This window comes from Rhizobium sp. FG113 (genome assembly GCF_057809895.1).
Window position 1 is genome coordinate 1 of the sequence record NZ_JBMDKV010000022.1, and the last position, 16,230, is coordinate 16,230.

At 57.2% G+C, this 16,230-nt stretch carries 18 protein-coding genes and 1 pseudogene; 11 read left to right on the top strand and 8 right to left on the bottom strand.

Going from position 1 to position 16,230, the window contains the following annotated elements; genetic code table 11:
- Positions 1–11: 11 nt before the first annotated feature.
- From ACODTZ_RS31145 to ACODTZ_RS31155, 3 genes are all read right to left on the bottom strand, one after another.
- On the bottom strand, positions 12–224 hold the full coding sequence (locus ACODTZ_RS31145; RefSeq protein ID WP_489030544.1) for a DUF1275 family protein: 213 nt from the start codon (positions 222–224) through the stop codon (positions 12–14).
- Between the two features lie 160 nt (positions 225–384).
- Positions 385–1,035 (bottom strand): HD domain-containing protein, encoded by a 651-nt coding sequence (locus tag ACODTZ_RS31150; RefSeq protein ID WP_489030546.1) that lies wholly within the window; start codon positions 1,033–1,035, stop codon positions 385–387.
- 9 nt (positions 1,036–1,044) lie between these two features.
- On the bottom strand, positions 1,045–2,511 hold the full coding sequence (locus ACODTZ_RS31155) for a catalase (protein WP_489030548.1): 1,467 nt from the start codon (positions 2,509–2,511) through the stop codon (positions 1,045–1,047).
- A gap of 464 nt (positions 2,512–2,975) precedes the next feature.
- Between ACODTZ_RS31155 and ACODTZ_RS31160 the strand changes: the two genes are divergently transcribed.
- The 11 genes and pseudogenes from ACODTZ_RS31160 (at position 2,976) to ACODTZ_RS31210 (ending at position 10,674) form a co-directional block, all read left to right on the top strand.
- Positions 2,976–3,947 carry a CobW family GTP-binding protein gene (locus ACODTZ_RS31160; RefSeq protein ID WP_489030550.1) on the top strand — a complete coding sequence of 324 codons (972 nt, stop codon included), beginning with the start codon at positions 2,976–2,978 and terminating at the stop codon, positions 3,945–3,947.
- Between the two features lie 34 nt (positions 3,948–3,981).
- The gene (locus tag ACODTZ_RS31165) at positions 3,982–4,482 is read left to right on the top strand and encodes a DUF1097 domain-containing protein (RefSeq protein ID WP_489030552.1); all 501 of its coding nucleotides are present in this window, start codon (positions 3,982–3,984) and stop codon (positions 4,480–4,482) included.
- A 25-nt stretch (positions 4,483–4,507) separates the two neighbouring features.
- Positions 4,508–5,245 (top strand): nitrile hydratase subunit beta, encoded by a 738-nt coding sequence (nthB, locus tag ACODTZ_RS31170; RefSeq protein ID WP_489030554.1) that lies wholly within the window; start codon positions 4,508–4,510, stop codon positions 5,243–5,245.
- 2 nt (positions 5,246–5,247) lie between these two features.
- Positions 5,248–5,889, top strand: a complete 642-nt coding sequence (nthA, locus tag ACODTZ_RS31175) for a nitrile hydratase subunit alpha (protein ID WP_489030655.1) — start codon at positions 5,248–5,250, stop codon at positions 5,887–5,889.
- A gap of 10 nt (positions 5,890–5,899) precedes the next feature.
- A complete protein-coding gene (locus tag ACODTZ_RS31180; protein ID WP_489030555.1) occupies positions 5,900–6,226 on the top strand; it encodes a nitrile hydratase accessory protein in 327 nt (108 codons plus the stop codon).
- A 31-nt stretch (positions 6,227–6,257) separates the two neighbouring features.
- Positions 6,258–6,470: a CbtB domain-containing protein gene (locus ACODTZ_RS31185; RefSeq protein WP_489030557.1), complete on the top strand. Its 213-nt coding sequence runs from the start codon at positions 6,258–6,260 to the stop codon at positions 6,468–6,470.
- Between the two features lie 12 nt (positions 6,471–6,482).
- Positions 6,483–7,253: a CbtA family protein gene (locus ACODTZ_RS31190; protein ID WP_489030559.1), complete on the top strand. Its 771-nt coding sequence runs from the start codon at positions 6,483–6,485 to the stop codon at positions 7,251–7,253.
- Between the two features lie 346 nt (positions 7,254–7,599).
- Entirely contained in the window at positions 7,600–8,604 is a 1,005-nt protein-coding gene (locus ACODTZ_RS31195; RefSeq protein ID WP_489030561.1) for a GlxA family transcriptional regulator, read from the top strand.
- A gap of 216 nt (positions 8,605–8,820) precedes the next feature.
- Positions 8,821–9,180, top strand: a complete 360-nt coding sequence (locus ACODTZ_RS31200) for a hypothetical protein (RefSeq protein ID WP_489030563.1) — start codon at positions 8,821–8,823, stop codon at positions 9,178–9,180.
- A pseudogene (locus ACODTZ_RS31205) lies at positions 9,173–9,895 on the top strand (HPP family protein); the annotation flags it as partial. The gene ACODTZ_RS31200 and the pseudogene ACODTZ_RS31205, both read left to right, overlap by 8 nt.
- A gap of 176 nt (positions 9,896–10,071) precedes the next feature.
- Positions 10,072–10,674 (top strand): response regulator transcription factor, encoded by a 603-nt coding sequence (locus ACODTZ_RS31210; protein WP_489030565.1) that lies wholly within the window; start codon positions 10,072–10,074, stop codon positions 10,672–10,674.
- 87 nt (positions 10,675–10,761) lie between these two features.
- Here ACODTZ_RS31210 and ACODTZ_RS31215 read toward each other — a convergent pair whose 3' ends face one another.
- The 5 genes from ACODTZ_RS31215 to ehuA form a co-directional block, all read right to left on the bottom strand.
- Positions 10,762–12,507, bottom strand: a complete 1,746-nt coding sequence (locus ACODTZ_RS31215; RefSeq protein ID WP_489030567.1) for a hypothetical protein — start codon at positions 12,505–12,507, stop codon at positions 10,762–10,764.
- A gap of 623 nt (positions 12,508–13,130) precedes the next feature.
- Positions 13,131–13,973 carry an ectoine/hydroxyectoine ABC transporter substrate-binding protein EhuB gene (ehuB, locus tag ACODTZ_RS31220; RefSeq protein WP_489030568.1) on the bottom strand — a complete coding sequence of 281 codons (843 nt, stop codon included), beginning with the start codon at positions 13,971–13,973 and terminating at the stop codon, positions 13,131–13,133.
- Positions 13,974–14,041: 68 nt separating this feature from the next.
- Positions 14,042–14,701, bottom strand: coding sequence for an ectoine/hydroxyectoine ABC transporter permease subunit EhuD (gene ehuD, locus ACODTZ_RS31225; protein WP_489030570.1), 660 nt, complete (start codon positions 14,699–14,701; stop codon positions 14,042–14,044).
- Positions 14,698–15,378 carry an ectoine/hydroxyectoine ABC transporter permease subunit EhuC gene (gene ehuC / locus ACODTZ_RS31230; RefSeq protein WP_489030572.1) on the bottom strand — a complete coding sequence of 227 codons (681 nt, stop codon included), beginning with the start codon at positions 15,376–15,378 and terminating at the stop codon, positions 14,698–14,700. Before ehuC ends, ehuD begins: the two co-directional genes overlap by 4 nt.
- A gap of 11 nt (positions 15,379–15,389) precedes the next feature.
- Positions 15,390–16,160 carry an ectoine/hydroxyectoine ABC transporter ATP-binding protein EhuA gene (gene ehuA / locus ACODTZ_RS31235; RefSeq protein WP_489030657.1) on the bottom strand — a complete coding sequence of 257 codons (771 nt, stop codon included), beginning with the start codon at positions 16,158–16,160 and terminating at the stop codon, positions 15,390–15,392.
- Positions 16,161–16,230: the final 70 nt, after the last annotated feature.

The window sequence follows — 16,230 nt, forward strand, 5'->3', positions numbered from 1 at the left end:
CCGAAACTTCTTCAAGGCAGCAGGATATGAGGCTGAATAGATGCGACACGCTTTAACAGTACGACGTTCCCTGTTTGGGCGTTCGCAAAGACTTCGCCATGACCGACCCAGGTAAAGGCATCCAGGTAGCCGCCAGCGCAGCTCAATAATAGCGCCAGCGGAAAACTTCCCGCCACGGGTGCTGGCGGATGGCGATGCGACGAACCAACGCTCTGTGTACCCATGATACTCCAATCCGGACAATCGCCTTGCTTGCAAGCCGAACGGTCGCACGCTGATGCTTACTTGCAGGGTAGGCCCTAGCCTTCCCTCATTTCTCGACTAGACACGAAAAGAGCGCGGCCTTGGAGGAAGCCGCGCTCAGCTGACCGAGTTAGTCCCGGATTAGCTTTCCCAGTCAGAGCCCAGGATCATGTCGACGAAATTGCCGCGCTTGTAGGTCGGGTCCATGTAGCTGAGAACGTCGGCCTTAACGTTTCCGAATGTGGTCTCAGGCTTTCTGATCGTGCCGTAGCAGAACGCGGACAGAATGCTGTGCTTGAACTTGAGGCCACGCGGGAAGCAATTGCAGACTTCTTCGCGCTGGCTGTCCGTGAACTCCTTGTATTTGATGCCAAGCACGTCCATTTCGACACCTGTCGTCACGAGCGCGACGGTGGGGCGCTTATGTTCAGGCACGCCGGGAGTGGTGTGGAGGGCGATCGAATCCCAGACGTCGTCCACGTCGCGTTCGGGAACGTCGTAGGACTTGAGGAAGTTCTTGGCCGCGTTCGCACCATCGACTTCGAAACGATCCGTTTCGCTGGCATAGCTGTCGAACAGACCCATGTCATGGAAGATAGCTCCGATAAAGAGCAGTTCCGGATCGTACTTGATCCCCTTCCGCTCGCCCGTCAGCGCTCCAAACAGGAACACGCGGTTAGAGTGGTTGTAGACCATTTCGGTCTCGGTATCGCGGACCAGCTCGGTCGCGGCCTTGGCCATTGCGCTGTCCGGCATCTTGATGCCGGCGATTACCTTAGGTGTCTCGCTCATGGTAGCTCCTTATTCTGCGGCCTGCTTTGTGCCGAAGCCGAGCGCCTTGGCCACACCTGCTCCGTAGGCAGGATCGGCTTTGGTGCAGTTGTTGATATGACGTTCTTGGACTTCCACCGTAGTGCCGGACATGGCTCTGGCGGTGTTGTCGAACAGCAGCTGCTGTTGCATCGGGTTCATCTTACGGAACAGATTCCCGGGTTGCTCGTAGTGGTCGTCGTCGACGCGGTGGTCCCAGTGGGCGGCCGTGCCTTCAATCGGCAGCGGCGGCTCGCTGAAGTCCGGCTGGTCGTCCCATTCCTGGAGCGAGTTCGGAACGTAGCTCGCGGTCGCCCCCATGTTGCCGTCCACGCGCATCGCGCCATCGCGGTGATACGAATGAAATGGACATTTAGGGGCGTTGACCGGAATCTGGTGGTGGTTGACGCCAAGGCGGTAGCGTGCGGCATCGTTGTAGGAGAAGAGACGGGCCTGCAGCATCTTGTCCGGAGAGAAGCTGATGCCGGGAACGACATGCGACGGTGCGAAAGAGGACTGCTCGACTTCCGCGAACCAATTGTCGGGATTGCGGTTGAGCTCGAATTCGCCGACTTCGATCAGCGGGTAGTCCGCGTGAGGCCAGACCTTCGTCAGATCGAAGGGATTGACCGGATGGGTCGCAGCCTGCTGTTCGGTCATGACCTGGATATACATCGTCCACTTCGGGAAATTCCCGGCCTCGATGTTCTCGAAAAGATCACGCATGTGGCTTTCGCGATCCGTACCGATCAGCGTCGTGGCGTCCTCGTCGCTCAGGTTCTTGATGCCCTGCTGGGTCTTCATCGTGAACTTGACCCAGTGCCGCTCGTTCGCCGCATTGATCATGCTGTAGGTATGGCTGCCAAACCCGTGCATCTGCCGAAAATTCGCAGGCAGGCCGCGTTCGCTCATAACGATGGTGACCTGATGGAGCGCTTCCGGAAGAAGCGTCCAGAAGTCCCAGTTGCTCTGGGCGCTTCGCATTCCTGTGCGCGGATCGCGCTTGATCGCGTGGTTGAGGTCCGAAAAACGGAGCGGGTCGCGGAAGAAGAAGACCGGGGTGTTGTTGCCGACCAAGTCCCAGTTGCCCTGCTCCGTGTAGAACTTCAGGGCGAATCCCCGGATATCGCGCTCGGCGTCGGCGGCACCACGTTCTCCGGCAACGGTGGAGAAGCGGGCGAACATCGGCGTCTTCTTGCCCACCGTATTGAAGATCATTGCCTTCGTGTACTTGGTGATATCATGGGTAACGGTAAATGTGCCGTGCGCACCCGAACCCTTGGCGTGCATCCGCCGCTCGGGGATAACTTCGCGGTCGAAGTGAGCCAGCTTCTCAATAAGCCAGACGTCTTGCAGCAGTGCCGGACCGCGGCGACCTGCCGTCTCGATGTTGTAGTTATCGGGAACCGGAGCACCGGACGCGGTGGTCAGCTTCTTCCTGGGACCTTTGTATTCCATTGTCTCACCCTCTTCACCGTGAAAGTGAGGGCGAGAAAACCAGAGTTGGCATTGTCCGGTATTGGATGAAGCTACGTTTCATTGAATCCTATTGTCGTCGACGTCGGCGTGGACAAAGCCGAACCCCTCCTTCCGTCAACGGCAATCGCAACGCTATGTTCAAGTTGCACAAAGTGTGTGCAATCGACCGTGCGATCAAAATAAGCCATCCATGTCTAATATTTAGGCCCCATGCACAACAATTAGGAATGCGCAATAAGAGCCAGAAAAATGGCCGAAAACCGCTGCTCTTTGGCCGAATCTGCTGTGGCCGTCGCATTGCTGTGCAGCAAATTATCGCTGTAATGCTTTTGACATACCGACCAAGACGGTCCCCGGCAGAAAAAACTGAAAGCAAAATTTGACCGATACCAAAACGCGCTTCTCACGCGATCGGCGAAGCTTTGCCTGAAGCGGAGAATACTATGCACAAGATACCGATCACCATTCTCACCGGGTTTCTCGGCTCGGGCAAAACCACGCTCCTGAACCATCTTCTCAACGGCAATCGCGAGAAGATTGCGGTGATTGTCAACGAATACGGCGACGTCGGGATTGACGGTATGCTGGTCGTCGACACCCAGGAGGAAATCGTCGAGCTGAACAATGGCTGCATCTGCTGCACGGTGCGCGATGATCTAGTCAAAGCGCTGAAGGATATCCTGGCCTCGGGAAGGCAGATCGACCGTATCGTCATAGAGACATCCGGCCTCGCGGACCCAGCTCCGGTCATCCAGACATTCATCCTCGACGAGACCTTGGCCGCCAGGCTGGCTATCGACGCCATCGTCACCGTCGTGGACGCCTACCATGTCGGTGATCAGCTCCTGCAAGACGAAGCCGTGGAGCAGATCGGCTTTGCCGACGTGCTGATCCTGAACAAGATCGATCTCGTCAGCGCGGAGCACCTGCAACGGACAATGAAACGCCTCCGCCAGTTCAATCCTTTGGCTCCGATCCTCAGCACTACGTCCGCAAATGTCGATTTGAACTACATCATCGACGTCGGCGCTTTCGACCTGAAGAAAATTCTCGCCATCGAGCCGGACCTGCTCGAAGAGCACGACCATGAACACGATGCCAGCATCGGCTGCGTCGCCATCCGGGAAACGACTCCGCTCGATCCGAACCTCTTGAACGGTTGGCTGAACCGCCTTGTTCAAAAGAAGGGCAAGGACCTCTTCCGGATGAAGGGTGTCCTCTACTTCCACGAGGAAGTCCGCCGCTCTGTCTTCCACGGCGTCCACATGATCCTGGAGGGCCGTCCGGGCAAACCTTGGTCTCCGACAGAGACCCGCAAAAGCGACATTGTCTTCATTGGACGCAATCTCAATGCCGACGAACTACGGGCAGGTCTGCAATCCTGCCTGGCACCGCCGCGAGCCATTGCCTCGTAACCCCTCTCCCACCAGCCATGTAAAGGACTTCTCCATGCCCCCGCTCATCGCATCTACGGTCTGCCTCGGCGTTCTCGGAGCAATCGACACCTACATCACTGCCACCATCCTTCCACTCCCCGTCTGGGTCACATTCATCGCCTGGGCGTCGTTTTTCGCTTGCGGCGGCGGTGCACAGGGCTTTCTGAAATCCGTCATCTCAAACTGGACTGGCATCATCGTCGCATCGCTGGCGCTGCTTCTGATTCAGATGAGCCCCGATCATCCCGTCTATGCGGCGATTTTCGTCGGCGCTGGCACGTCGGCCATGATCCTGACCTCCGCTCTCAGGATCCTGGATTTCCCTCCAGCTATTGTTTTCGGCTTCGCTTCACTCGTCGGCACCGCGGCGGCAACTCAGACGACGGTCCTCACGCCTGGCATCCACCAGCCGACCATAACGGCCATGGCAGCAATGCTGCTTGGCGGCATTTTCGGATTGATCTCGCAGTACGGCACGCAGCTGCTGAAGTCGGGCCGTCCGGCGCTCGCCTGAGCCAATAAGAAAAGGGAACAGTTCAATGAAACTTCAGCACTATCTGGGCGGCTTGGAAGGCCTTGGACCAGTGAGCACGGAAACAAGAGTTTTCGTCGAACAGTGGGAAACCCGCATCTTCGGCATCCACACCGCCATGATGGCCCTGTCGAGCCAACTGCCTCTTCCAAAGACGGCATCGTCCTTCAACACCGTATGGACGTGGGCCGATCTCCGGAAAGGCGCGGAATCCCTCAACCCGTTCGACTATTTCAAATACCGATACTACGAGAAATGGCTTGGCGGTATCTCGGGATACTTCATCGAGAAGGGATACATCAGCGCCGAAGAACTCGACGCACTGACGGAGGAGTACTACGCCGATCCGGACCTGCCGCTACCGAGCGCGGGCGCGGCGGAAATTGACGAGCGCGTTGTGACGTATCTCGTCGAAGGCGACGATCCCAAGCGCGACGTTAGGGTGAATTTCGAATTCGATCTGGGACAGAAGGTCTCCATACGCACCGTGCCCTCCGTGGAGCACACCCGCCTTCCGGGCTTCCTCCGCGGAAAGGTCGGCACGGTCGAGACGGTTTACGAAGGCGCGTACACCTACCTCTGCGACACCGGAACCGACGGTGTCGGCCCCGCGATGCCAGTTTACTGCGTCCGCTTCGAACCCAGTGACCTCTGGCCGCACAACACCGAAACCAACTTCAGTTTATATGCCGACCTGTTCTCCGCTTACATCGAGGCTCCGGTCGCAGCAACGAAGGCCGCATGACCATGTCAGATTCCAAGAAGCCAACTGTCGAGAACCGTTTCGAATACCGCGAGGATCGCGAACGCTACAGCGCTGCCCGCGTCAAGGCACTCGAGGCCCTGCTCATCAAGAAGGGCGTCATAACCGACAAGACCGTGGACACCGTCCTGGAGTTCTTCGAGACGAAGATGGGACCGTTCAACGGAGCCAAGATCGTCGCTCGGGCCTGGGTCGACCCTGCATTCAAGGCCCGCCTCATCCAGGATACTCCCAAGGCGATCGCGGAACTCGATCTCCCGGACGGGATGGCTGGCGCTGAAGGCGAACACATGCGTGCCGTTGCCAACACCCCGGACGCGCACAACCTCGTAATCTGCACCTTGTGCTCATGCTACCCATGGCCCGTCCTCGGACTTCCGCCGTACTGGTACAAGGACCCCACCTTCCGCAGCCGCGCCGCACGCGAGCCGCGCGCAGTGCTGAGGGAGTTCGGCGTCGACGTCGCCGACCCGATCGAGATCAAGGTCTGGGACTCGAGCGCCCAGATCCGCTGGTTCGTCATTCCTGAACGCCCGCTGGGAACTGAGGATATGACCGAGATCGAACTCCAAGCCTTGGTCACGCCTGAGGCCATGATGGGCGTCGCAGTGGCAAAGGCCGCCTGAGGAGCAAAAGATGCTGACCCGCTTCGAACACTTCGCCGTCACGGAAATGATGGGGCAAACCGACAATCCGCCCCGGGCAAATGGCACACTTTGCTTCGGCTCGGAATGGGAGCGCTCGTCCTTCGGGATAGCACTGGCTCTCGCCAAGAACGGCTATTTCGAGTGGGACGATTTCCGCGATGAACTCATCGCGGAAATAAAGCATTGGGAGGACCTCCACCCCGTCGATCGCTCGACCTGGAACTACTACGAGCAGTTCCTGACGGCCCTTGAACGGGCCGTCGTAAAAGCCGGAATCATTCATCCAGACGAGATCAAGGCTGTATTCGCCGCCTGAGCCTCGTCGCTTCATCCATCAGGAGCCCACAATGTCTATCTCGATCTACGCAAATGCCGGAACTGCCGCAGGGCCGATCCCTCTTCGCGAGCTGCTGCCTTGGGCAATCTTCTCGGGCGTGCTGTGCCTCTTGGCGATCAACTTCATCGGCGCCGAAGAAGGTGCGACCTCGATCGTCCGCGGGATGTATGTCCATGAATTCGTTCATGACGGTCGCCACCTGCTGGGTTTCCCCTGCCACTAAGAGGCCACTTCTATGATCAGAGATTTGCTCGTCAGAGGCATGATAGTCGGCATCGTCGCCGGGTTGCTCACGTTCTGCTTCCTCAAGGTCTACGGTGAACCTGAGGTCGACAGGGCTATAGCGTTCGAGACCCAGATGGATGAAGCAAAGGAGCAGGTTGAAGTCGCCAAAGGCATGCCCATACCGGAAGAGGAACCTGAGCTAGTAAGCCGCTCGGCACAGGCAAGTTGGGGCCTGCTGACCGCTACGGTGGTGTATTCGATGGCATTCGGTGGTCTCTTCGCTCTCGCCTTTGCTCTCACGTTCGGCCGCTTCGGCGGCGGACTTTCGGCTCGGTCGTCCTCCGGGTTGGTAGCGCTGACGGGCTTCATCTCTGTCTACCTTGTGCCCAGCCTAAAATACCCTGCTAATCCGCCGTCCGTAGGCAACCCAGACACGATCGGAATCCGAACAGAGCTCTATTTCGGGATGATCGTGATCTCCGTCATCAGCATGATTTTCGCCGCCAGGCTTCGAGGCGGGCTGGTCGCGAAGTGGGGAGCATGGAACGCCACGCTGATCGTGTCTGCCGTATATCTCGCCGTTGTCGCGTTTGCGGGCTTGATGCTTCCCGGGATCAACGAAGTCCCCGAGGCCTTCCCGGCCGTCTTGCTATGGAAGTTCCGCGTGGCGTCGATGGCCGCGCAGGTTCTCATGTGGGGCACGCTCGGTCTGGGCTTCGGCTGGCTCTGCGAGCACTTCCTGTCAACGGGAAGGGCAGCACGTCGGCCTGCCCGTGCCTAGCCGGGAAGGATGGGGTGGTGTGAAATCGGGGATCGCCCCTCCTCCACCCTGGCGCGACGACATAGATGCCGTGCAGTTCGCGGCCTCGAACGGCGGCAACTGCCTCGTCCATCGACTCGCGTTCAAGACGTTGGCGGGTGAAATGCCTACGAAGTCGCCCTGCATGAACGCCCTCAGGCGGCACCGTAGCGTGTTCGATATAGCCACAGATTCGAAAATCCTTGCCGGGCCAGTTGGAGCCCGGCAAAACTTCCACCTGAATAGCCGTCAGATCCGCCGCGTCTTGGCCACGCGGTCGTCTGGCTGCATTCTTGCATGACGGACCGACCGTGACAAAGAGGCATCCATGCGCATCGTGATCCTATCCCCACCGGGAGTGCAATCTCTCGACATCGTCGGCCCCGCGGAAGTATTTTGGGAAGCGGCCCGCAGATTGGGTGATAGGACAGCGTACGATATCAAGGTAATGTCGACCGGAGACGATACCATCGCTGGCACAGGTAATCTGCGCTTCGTCGCCGACTGTACGATCGACGATCCGGACGAGCCGATCGACACCCTACTCGTGGCGGGCGACCCGTCCTTCCTGGCAATCGACCCCAAGACGATTGCATGGCTTCAAAGACGCGTACCGACAGTCAGGCGCTTCGGGTCGATCTGTACGGGTGTCTTCCTGCTCGCCGCCGCGGGCCTTCTGGACGGCAAGCGTGTGACAACCCACTGGGAATGCGCTGCCAAATTTCGACGCGACTACCCCTCGATCGAACTCGATGCCGATTCCATCTACATCCGCGACGGAAAGCTCATAACCGCTGCTGGCGTCACGTCGGGGATCGACCTCGCTCTCGCGCTCGTCGAGGAAGACCACGGGCACGATATCGCAATGATCGTCGCCCGGTACATGGTCATGTTCATGAAGCGGCCCGGTGGACAATCTCAATTCAGCGCTCACCTCGTAGGCCAGATGTCCGAGACGACCCTGGTTCAGAAGGCGCAGGAGTATATCATTTCCAACCTAATGCTGCCGCTGGCCGTCGAGCAGCTTGCCCAGGAAGTGGGGATGAGCACGCGCAATTTCAGTCGTGTCTTCAGCCGGGAGCTCGGTGTGACGCCATCCGAATTCGTCGCCGCGGCCCGCACCGACGCGGCTCGACGGATGCTCGAGGATACGACCCAGCCCTTGGCCCGCATTGCCAACAAATGCGGCTTCGGTGACGTCAATAGCATGCGCCGGGTCTTCGCCAAGACAATCGGCGTAACGCCCAATGCTTATCGATCGCGCTTCCAGCATTCCAAAGCTGCCGCCCCTCTTCGTACCGGACCAAAGGCCGACCTGAGCCTATCTTCTTGACGATGGGCCGACCGCGCTTGCCGCATCAAATGGTCGTTTTGCACAATTGCCCCGCAGCGCTGCGTGATACGACGCTCCGAGTTCGCGGTGTCTGAGCCCGCTTCGCTCCAAATCCCGCAAAAGGAATGCGCTATGAACCACTCGACGATCGACATCCGTCTCGGTGCTCCGTCACCGCAAACTCCGCCCCGATGACGAGAGTGCACAGGCTCCAGCATGGCTAAAATCATTCGCCTTGAGGGCAATTCCAATTACTGTTTCGGATACGTCGATGACCGCGGCCGTATTTGGGACATGCCGTTTTTCAGCCATCACCAGGCCAAAACCTTCCACATCGAGCGCCGGACAGGGACCGAAATCGAGAAGGACATCAGGACTTACGACATGGAGCGTCCTGCCGGAGCGCCGGGGGACTACCGCTTCTTTGCATTGAAGAATTATGGGCCGACGGCATTCGTGGTCTGGGGTCCGTACGGAATTCTCCCGCACTTTTCCAACACCCTGGCCGCAGCTGGAACCGCGGCCAGGGAGGACCTTCACCAGAACGGCACCGTGCTCGCGGCCCACCATGATTGATTTGAACAACGGCAAGAAAAGCGTTTCGCCATCGCGCTGGTTTCACCCCATCCTTGCAGGCGCAAACCTAAGAGACAGATTGCTTGGCTGCGTCGGCGCGCTGATCGCCATCGCGGTGACGGGGTTGATCTCTGGTTGGATTTTCGGTCAAGGACCGTATCTGCCGTTTATAGTGGCACCGATGGGTGCTTCCGCGGTCTTGCTGTTCGCCGTACCATCCAGCCCGCTTGCGCAGCCGTGGTCGATTATCGGCGGCAACACGATCTCGGCGATCATGGGCGTTATCACCGCCAAACTCATAGCCGATCCAATAATCGCGACCGGGGTCGGTGTGTCTCTCGCTATCGCGGCAATGTCGTTCACGAGGTGCCTGCATCCACCGGGAGGTGCTGCTGCGCTGACGGCCGTACTGGGAGGGCCAGTGATAGCCAGTTGGGGTATGCTGTTTCCATTCGTTCCCGTAGCTCTGAACTCCTGCATACTTGTTGCCGTAGGCTTGGCGTTCCATCGCTCGTTTCGACATAACTACCCTCACGTCGCCGCCGCGGCCAACAGCACACAAGTCACATCCGATCCGGTCCCGGCCCAACATTTCGATTTCGAGCCAGGCGACGTCGATGCCGCGCTCGCAACCTTGAATGAGGCATTTGATATCGATCGGGGGGACTTGGAAAGACTTGTGCGCCAAGTCGAAATAGAGGCCGCCGCCCGGTCTCGACGTATCGCATCGGCTGAGCCGGGCAACGGCTGAAACAACTCTGCCCGCGGCATCACACACACCGAGCTTCTCGATGGTCATCTCCTACAACGGAGGGCATTCGCGTACATGACGTTGCCGGAACTCTCCCGCAAGATATCCCCAGTAGCGAGGTATCGACTAGGAGGGGCAACATGGTCACCGAAAAGATATCACAACCCGGCCTGCGGCTTCCGGCGACCGTGCCAATCGTCTTGATCGTCGATGAAGACGTTCGGTTCGCGCGAACGCTCGGCAGTGCATTCTTAAATCGCGGATTTCAGGTTCGGATTTGCACCAACCCTCAAGACGCATTGGAAATGTTGCGATTGGTGCACATCGACATAGTCGTTACTGAACTCTGGTTGGGTGGCGAGTCGAGCCTTCCAATGATAGAGGCGGTACGCGGTACGTCCCGAGCCGGCAGCATTCTGGTCTTGACGGCGTTCGGCAGCGTGAACTCGGCTGTTGCCGCCATCAAGGTAGGTGCCACCGAGTTTCTACCGAAGCCCGCTGAAATCGAGATGATAATGCATGTAGTGGGGTTGCAAGAGTACATGGGCGGGCCGGAAGACGATCACTTTTGCTCCCCCGAGGTTGTCCGTTGGCAACATATCACAACGATTTTCGAGAGTTCCGGACAGAACGTCATGAAGACGGCGCGACAACTGAACATGCACCGACGAACACTACAGAGATTGCTTGCCAGGGGAAGACCGCAGACCAGCGTTACGCATGTCGTCCCATCGTCAAGTTGAAAAGCCCTGTCCCACCTCCATTCTTGCGAGGATCACCAAGCTTTCATCTTCCGGGTTGAGGCAGCAAGAGTTAGCAAGGCTGCTCTGCTATTTAAGGACTGAGAAATACGACATGCTTCGGTCATGAAAGATCACATACTCGTTGCGGTCATTGTAGTTCCCACCTTCATTTCGAAATACGACAGAGCACATTCTGCTGTCCGTGGTAAAAGCGGTGCAGAGCGCGCCGCCTTCGATTTGGCTAATGCCAGTGTCAGACCACGTTGGAAACGTGACGGTCGTAGTTCCGTCTAGGTCAACCTCGCGTCGATACAACTCCCCCGTTGGGCCGTAGTGACCTTCGACCGTTTTTCCAAACAGCAGGCTCTGCATTTCCGGACCCGACATTCGCTGAGTTGAACGGGGATCGAAGTCGAACGCTAGTTCAGGTATTCCGGCCGCGCGCAGCCCCTCCAGAAGCCTCGCAGCATCGGGAGCATCGCGATATGGAAAGAGCCTCTGGGCAAGCTGTCCGTTCAATCCACGATCAATATGTTGTTTGGATAGCTCGTCGGCCAGAACCGATTTGATACGACTGATATCACCAGCTCGACCAAGATGACCAGCGACCGCAATCTGAAGAATAAGCGCTTGTAGGTAGACTGAATTCCCACTTACACCGCGCGTATCCGGCGCAACATCCAAGAGCTCAGTCGCTGTTTGTGGGAAGTCCATCAGTGAAAAGTGCGCGAGGCCTTTCGCAAACGATCTGAAGGATTTTTGGCCGCCAGGATCGATACGATCAGCCTCGCCAATTCTTGCAAGAGCTTCGGTCGGCCTTCCAGCATAAGTCAACGCTTCGCTCAGTTGGTCTAAGCTCTTCGGCTCGCTCGGATCAATGCGAACTGCGTCCTCAAGCGCTGAAACTGCCAGATCAGCTTTTCCTTGGAAGATGAAGATGTCCGAAAGGAGCTGGTAGTAGGCAACGGTGGGATAGGCACTAGCCCTCGAGAGATGCGTGTTACGCTCCTCCATAAAAGAAGCGTTGCCATCGCCACCTTGGCCAGGAGCGATTAAACTCATTGTGCAACTGATCCCGCCCAGTTGCGCTTCAGCTCGCGAAAACGATGGAGATTGACTTACTGCGTCCCGATAGAAGCCTTGGGCCGCCTTCAGACTTTCCATTGTACCAATCCGCTCAAGCTCGCGGCCTCGTAGAAACGAGGCGTAGGAAGCTGGGGTAATCGTCGGTCTTTCCGCCATTTTCTGCGGGACGACCGCCTGAGGCAGACGAGATGACTGGATCAAGGCAAAAGTCCCATGCGACGCAGAAGCGCCTGCGGTGTCATCGACCAGAAGCATTCCTGTATGATCACCGTAGGAAAGCGGCGCCGAACTCTTCACCAAATGCAGTCGATCGATGATCTCTTTCGCGAGCTGCTGTTGCAGTGAGAAAATGTCAGACCAACGCCCGTCGAAGCTTCGCTTCCAAAGTTCTGCATCAGATCCGGATCGCTTGATGGTGGCGTTCACCGAAATTCGATCGTCCTTGGTTTGGACGGAGCCCTCGACAAGGTAACCATCGTACCCTTCAAGTTGCTCCTCGTTCTCGGTCGAAAAATTGCGTGCCATGACGGTGAGTTCGGGTGCGCGGGCAAGAACCGTTCTTAAATCGTCCGAGATACCGTCGGCAATGTACGCTTTGTTTGAATCCGAGCTCTGACGGAACGGCAGCACGACGACGGTCAGACCAGACGGCGTATTCGCTGCAGACACCTCTCTACCTCTCGCAAGAATGAAGCTCGCGATAGTGATCGCTGTGGCTGAAAGAAACGACCGTTTATCCAGTTTCATCGCAAGGTCTCGCTTCCTAAAGGAAACATAGGCGGATCGTAGCAGTTCGCGTTTTACAAAGGTAGTCTAACTTTGCATTCAAGCGTCCGTGGACAAAGCAGCAGCTATCCTCGAAAACTCTTCAAATCCGCGTCCCTTCAGTACACTATTGCTAGGGAGTAAGGCCGCTTGTCGCAAAAGGCTATGGCTGAATGGGATCACCGTGTTGAGCGATTAAAGCAACAGTCAGCAGATTCTCAAAGCGACCCTTAAACGCAAGCCAAACGGCAGTCAGGTCCTCGATTTGTACCGGCAGCAAGCGACGAGATTTACGCCTTTTGCCCTATCGTCGACTCGCACACGTCGAACATATGCTCTCGCCATGCCTATCGACGACAAACTAGGCATATCCTGCAATAACAAAAATGCCAGTCATGATGATGCCTACGGATACGACGACGAGAAGAACCTTTCCCGAAGGTAGCTCATTTGCGATTTCATCAGGATGTTTTGCATCCCGGCAAACGAGGTATCCGATCGCGCGCTCAATCAAAATTGCATCTCCTTCTCAACAGCGTGCCGCCACCCGCAGAGATCTAGCCTGCCGGTGGCGGATATTTCGGAAACGGCGAGAGCCGCTCGTGCTACTTCGCTTGGCAGAGCGCATCTCGCGTGGTGTTTTGGGCGAGAGACGGGTCGAAGCTGTATTTTGCGAGAATTTCGTTGAATTTACCGGACTGTTTCAGCTTTTCAACTTCTCTGTCAAACGCATCGCGCAGGCCCACGTCTGATTTCTTGAAGGCCGCAGCAGCGCATTGGATCGGCTCACCAGCGAGATCAGAGACCAGCTCAAAATCGTCGCCACCGACACGCTGAAGCGCAGCACGAAGCGTGACGTCCGGGAAGCCAATCACGTCAACGCGTCCGCTCTTGAGCAACTCGACGGAATTGAAGATATCGTTGACTGCCATCACGTTGTCCCGGGAAACCCCAACTGCCAACGCTTGCTTTTCTTCAGCTCCGCCGCCGACGGTGGACATCCTTGCTCCCTTGGATGCTATGTCTGCGTAGCTGTGAAGTCCGAGTGGATTGCCCTTCTTCACGAGGAAGCCTTCTCGGGTACACAGAAGCGGCTGCGAAAACGAAACCGCTTTGCAGCGTTCAGGTCTGATGAAAAGGCCCGTTGCGACTTCGTCGAAACGCCCGGCAATCAAGCCCGGAATCAACGCTCCCCAATCGACAACGTTTGCCTTGATGTCCTTGACCCCGAGGTTCTTGAACACCTCTCTCGAGATATCCGGGTCTGCTCCCGTGAGTACGCCATCAGACCCCACAATCGCATACGGTGGCTCTGGCGCGATCCCAATCTGGACGAAGCCCGCCTTCTGAAGCCGCTCAAGCGACTCGTCTGCGAATGCGGGCGTGCCAACTGTTGCGATTGCAGCAACTGCGGCCAGGGCAGACAGAATTATTCTCTTATTCCCCATTTACTTAGTTCCTTCCGCCACCGACAAGAATCCGTGCACCCGTGGCAAAAGTGCGCGGATTAGAGGATTCACACAGCTTCCTGATGGGTTCTCTTTTCGATTGCTCTCAATGCGAACACGACTGGAATGCTGATGATCAGATAAAGGACGCCCACCGTCGTGACAGGCTCAAGGTATTGGTATGTCGAGTTGCCGATGTCTCTTGCCGCATTCATCGCTTCTGGGACGGTGATGACCGCAAGCAATGCCGTTTCCTTGAACATGAGCACGACATAGTTGCCGAGCGCGGGTACCATCGGTGGAATGGCTTGGGGCAGAATGATGTTGCGCCAGGTTCTGGCCGGGCTGTAATTCAGCGCGAGTGCGGCCTCCCACTGGCCCTTGGGCACGGCGTCGATACCTGCCCGATACACCTCGGCCATGTAAGCTGACGAGTGCAGCCCCAGGGCAAGGATCCCCGCCCAGATAGCTGGAATGATGATCCCAGCTTCCGGAAGCACATAGAAGATGAAAAACAATTGGACCAGAAGCGGAGTGCGGCGAAGAAATTCGGAGACGGCAAGTGAACCCGTGCGTAACCACGCTGTAGGGGAACGCCGGAGCAGTGCGAAGACTAATCCAAGAACCAGCGCGAGAACGGATCCGCCCACGGTCGCCTTGATCGTCATCCAGAAGCCCCGCAGGAGCTCAGGCAGAATTTCTATCGTGAAGTTGAGGTCAAAGGTCATGCGGCAAACGCCTCCTTCGTGGAAACGAGCATGTCTGCGCCCTTGGCAAAGTGGACTTCGAGTCGTTTGAACAGCGAGATAATCAGCGACGACAGGACGAAGTAGACGACAAGAATCGCCATGAAGGTCGCAAAGCTGCTACCAGTTTGCTGACGCACCACCATTGCCTGATAAGTCAAATCCGAGATTGTGACGAGCGACACCATCGGCGTGATCTTGAGTAGATCGACCATCAGGTTTGCCATAGGTGGCAGAGCTAGCCTCATCGCTTGCGGGACAATCACGTATCGATAGCGATCCCACGTGGAATAATTGAGAGCGCGACAGGCCTCCCACTGACCACGTGGCACTGCTTTGAGCGCGCCTCGAACCACCTCTGAGCCGTAGCTTCCGACGTTAAGTCCGATAATCGTCACCGCGGCGACAAACGGGCTGAGCGTCAAGCCGAAGAGCGGAAGAACGAAGAACGCCCAGAAAAGCTGCACGTAACATGATGTGCCGCGGAATATCTCCACGTATATCCCCACCAGGAGCCTGACAGGCCACCATCCGGCATATCGCGCGATACCACAGAGTACGGCAGCGAGGACAGCAATGATCGCTGAAGCGAGCGTGATTTCGATGGTTGTTAGAAGTCCATCGAGCAGCATCGGCAAGAAAGTCTGAAAATGAACCATAGCTTCCTCGCTCAGATCCGTTGGCCGGCGGCGATGATCTTCTTGAGGAACGTTTTCGTTCTATCGTTCGTGGGAGCGGAGAACAGCTGATCCGGCGGCCCTTCCTCCACAATCCGGCCGCCGTCCATGAAAAACACCCGGTCCGAGAACTCCTTCGCGAAAGTCATCTCGTGGGTGACGAGCAACATGGTCATGTCCGACGTCCTGCCGATCTCGCGAAGCACGTTCAGGACTTCCTCGACAAGCTCAGGATCGAGGGCCGAGGTAATCTCATCGAAGAGCATGATCTCTGGCTTCATTGCCAATGCCCGCGCAATTGCAACGCGCTGCTTCTGACCGCCCGACAATTGCGATGGGTAATGGTGGGCGCGCTCGCGAAGACCGACCATGTCGAGGAGTTCGAACGCTTGCGCCTCCGCCTCCGCGCGGTCTTGTCCAAGAACTATCCTCGGTGGCTGGGAAATGTTTTCAAGCGCCGTCATGTGCGGAAAAAGATTGAAGTGCTGAAACACCATCCCGATTTTCGCACGGCGCTGCCTCAAGTATTTCTCGGAGGCACTTACGAGGGTACCGTTTTTCTCCTGGTGCCACAGGGGCATGCCATCGACCCAGACTGAACCGCCTTGGATCGTTTCCAGGGTCATCAGGATCCGGAGTACCGTCGTCTTGCCCGACCCGCTGGGTCCGATCAGCGAGATCTTTTCGCCCTTGGCGACATTGAGCGTAAGATCGGACAAAACCGTGTGATGACCGTACCGCTTTTCTATCCCACGAAACTCGATCTGATTTTCGGCAGCCCGAGCCAATCTTCCAGGGAAATCGGTAACTATAGCCTGCCCTGTCGGGGAGATC

Bases quoted from the DNA above. Each gene is read 5' to 3' on its own strand.
- ACODTZ_RS31190 (WP_489030559.1), top strand. From the start codon at position 6,483: ATGATCAGAGATTTGCTCGTCAGAGGCATGATAGTCGGCATCGTCGCC.
- ACODTZ_RS31215 (WP_489030567.1), bottom strand. From the start codon at position 12,507: ATGAAACTGGATAAACGGTCGTTTCTTTCAGCCACAGCGATCACTATC.
- ehuB (WP_489030568.1), bottom strand. From the start codon at position 13,973: ATGGGGAATAAGAGAATAATTCTGTCTGCCCTGGCCGCAGTTGCTGCA.
- ACODTZ_RS31200 (WP_489030563.1), top strand. From the start codon at position 8,821: ATGGCTAAAATCATTCGCCTTGAGGGCAATTCCAATTACTGTTTCGGA.
- ACODTZ_RS31155 (WP_489030548.1), bottom strand. From the start codon at position 2,511: ATGGAATACAAAGGTCCCAGGAAGAAGCTGACCACCGCGTCCGGTGCT.
- nthA (WP_489030655.1), top strand. From the start codon at position 5,248: ATGTCAGATTCCAAGAAGCCAACTGTCGAGAACCGTTTCGAATACCGC.
- ACODTZ_RS31180 (WP_489030555.1), top strand. From the start codon at position 5,900: ATGCTGACCCGCTTCGAACACTTCGCCGTCACGGAAATGATGGGGCAA.
- ACODTZ_RS31185 (WP_489030557.1), top strand. From the start codon at position 6,258: ATGTCTATCTCGATCTACGCAAATGCCGGAACTGCCGCAGGGCCGATC.
- ACODTZ_RS31210 (WP_489030565.1), top strand. From the start codon at position 10,072: ATGGTCACCGAAAAGATATCACAACCCGGCCTGCGGCTTCCGGCGACC.
- ACODTZ_RS31150 (WP_489030546.1), bottom strand. From the start codon at position 1,035: ATGAGCGAGACACCTAAGGTAATCGCCGGCATCAAGATGCCGGACAGC.
- ACODTZ_RS31165 (WP_489030552.1), top strand. From the start codon at position 3,982: ATGCCCCCGCTCATCGCATCTACGGTCTGCCTCGGCGTTCTCGGAGCA.
- ehuC (WP_489030572.1), bottom strand. From the start codon at position 15,378: ATGGTTCATTTTCAGACTTTCTTGCCGATGCTGCTCGATGGACTTCTA.
- ACODTZ_RS31145 (WP_489030544.1), bottom strand. From the start codon at position 224: ATGGGTACACAGAGCGTTGGTTCGTCGCATCGCCATCCGCCAGCACCC.
- nthB (WP_489030554.1), top strand. From the start codon at position 4,508: ATGAAACTTCAGCACTATCTGGGCGGCTTGGAAGGCCTTGGACCAGTG.
- ACODTZ_RS31160 (WP_489030550.1), top strand. From the start codon at position 2,976: ATGCACAAGATACCGATCACCATTCTCACCGGGTTTCTCGGCTCGGGC.
- ehuD (WP_489030570.1), bottom strand. From the start codon at position 14,701: ATGACCTTTGACCTCAACTTCACGATAGAAATTCTGCCTGAGCTCCTG.
- ACODTZ_RS31195 (WP_489030561.1), top strand. From the start codon at position 7,600: ATGCGCATCGTGATCCTATCCCCACCGGGAGTGCAATCTCTCGACATC.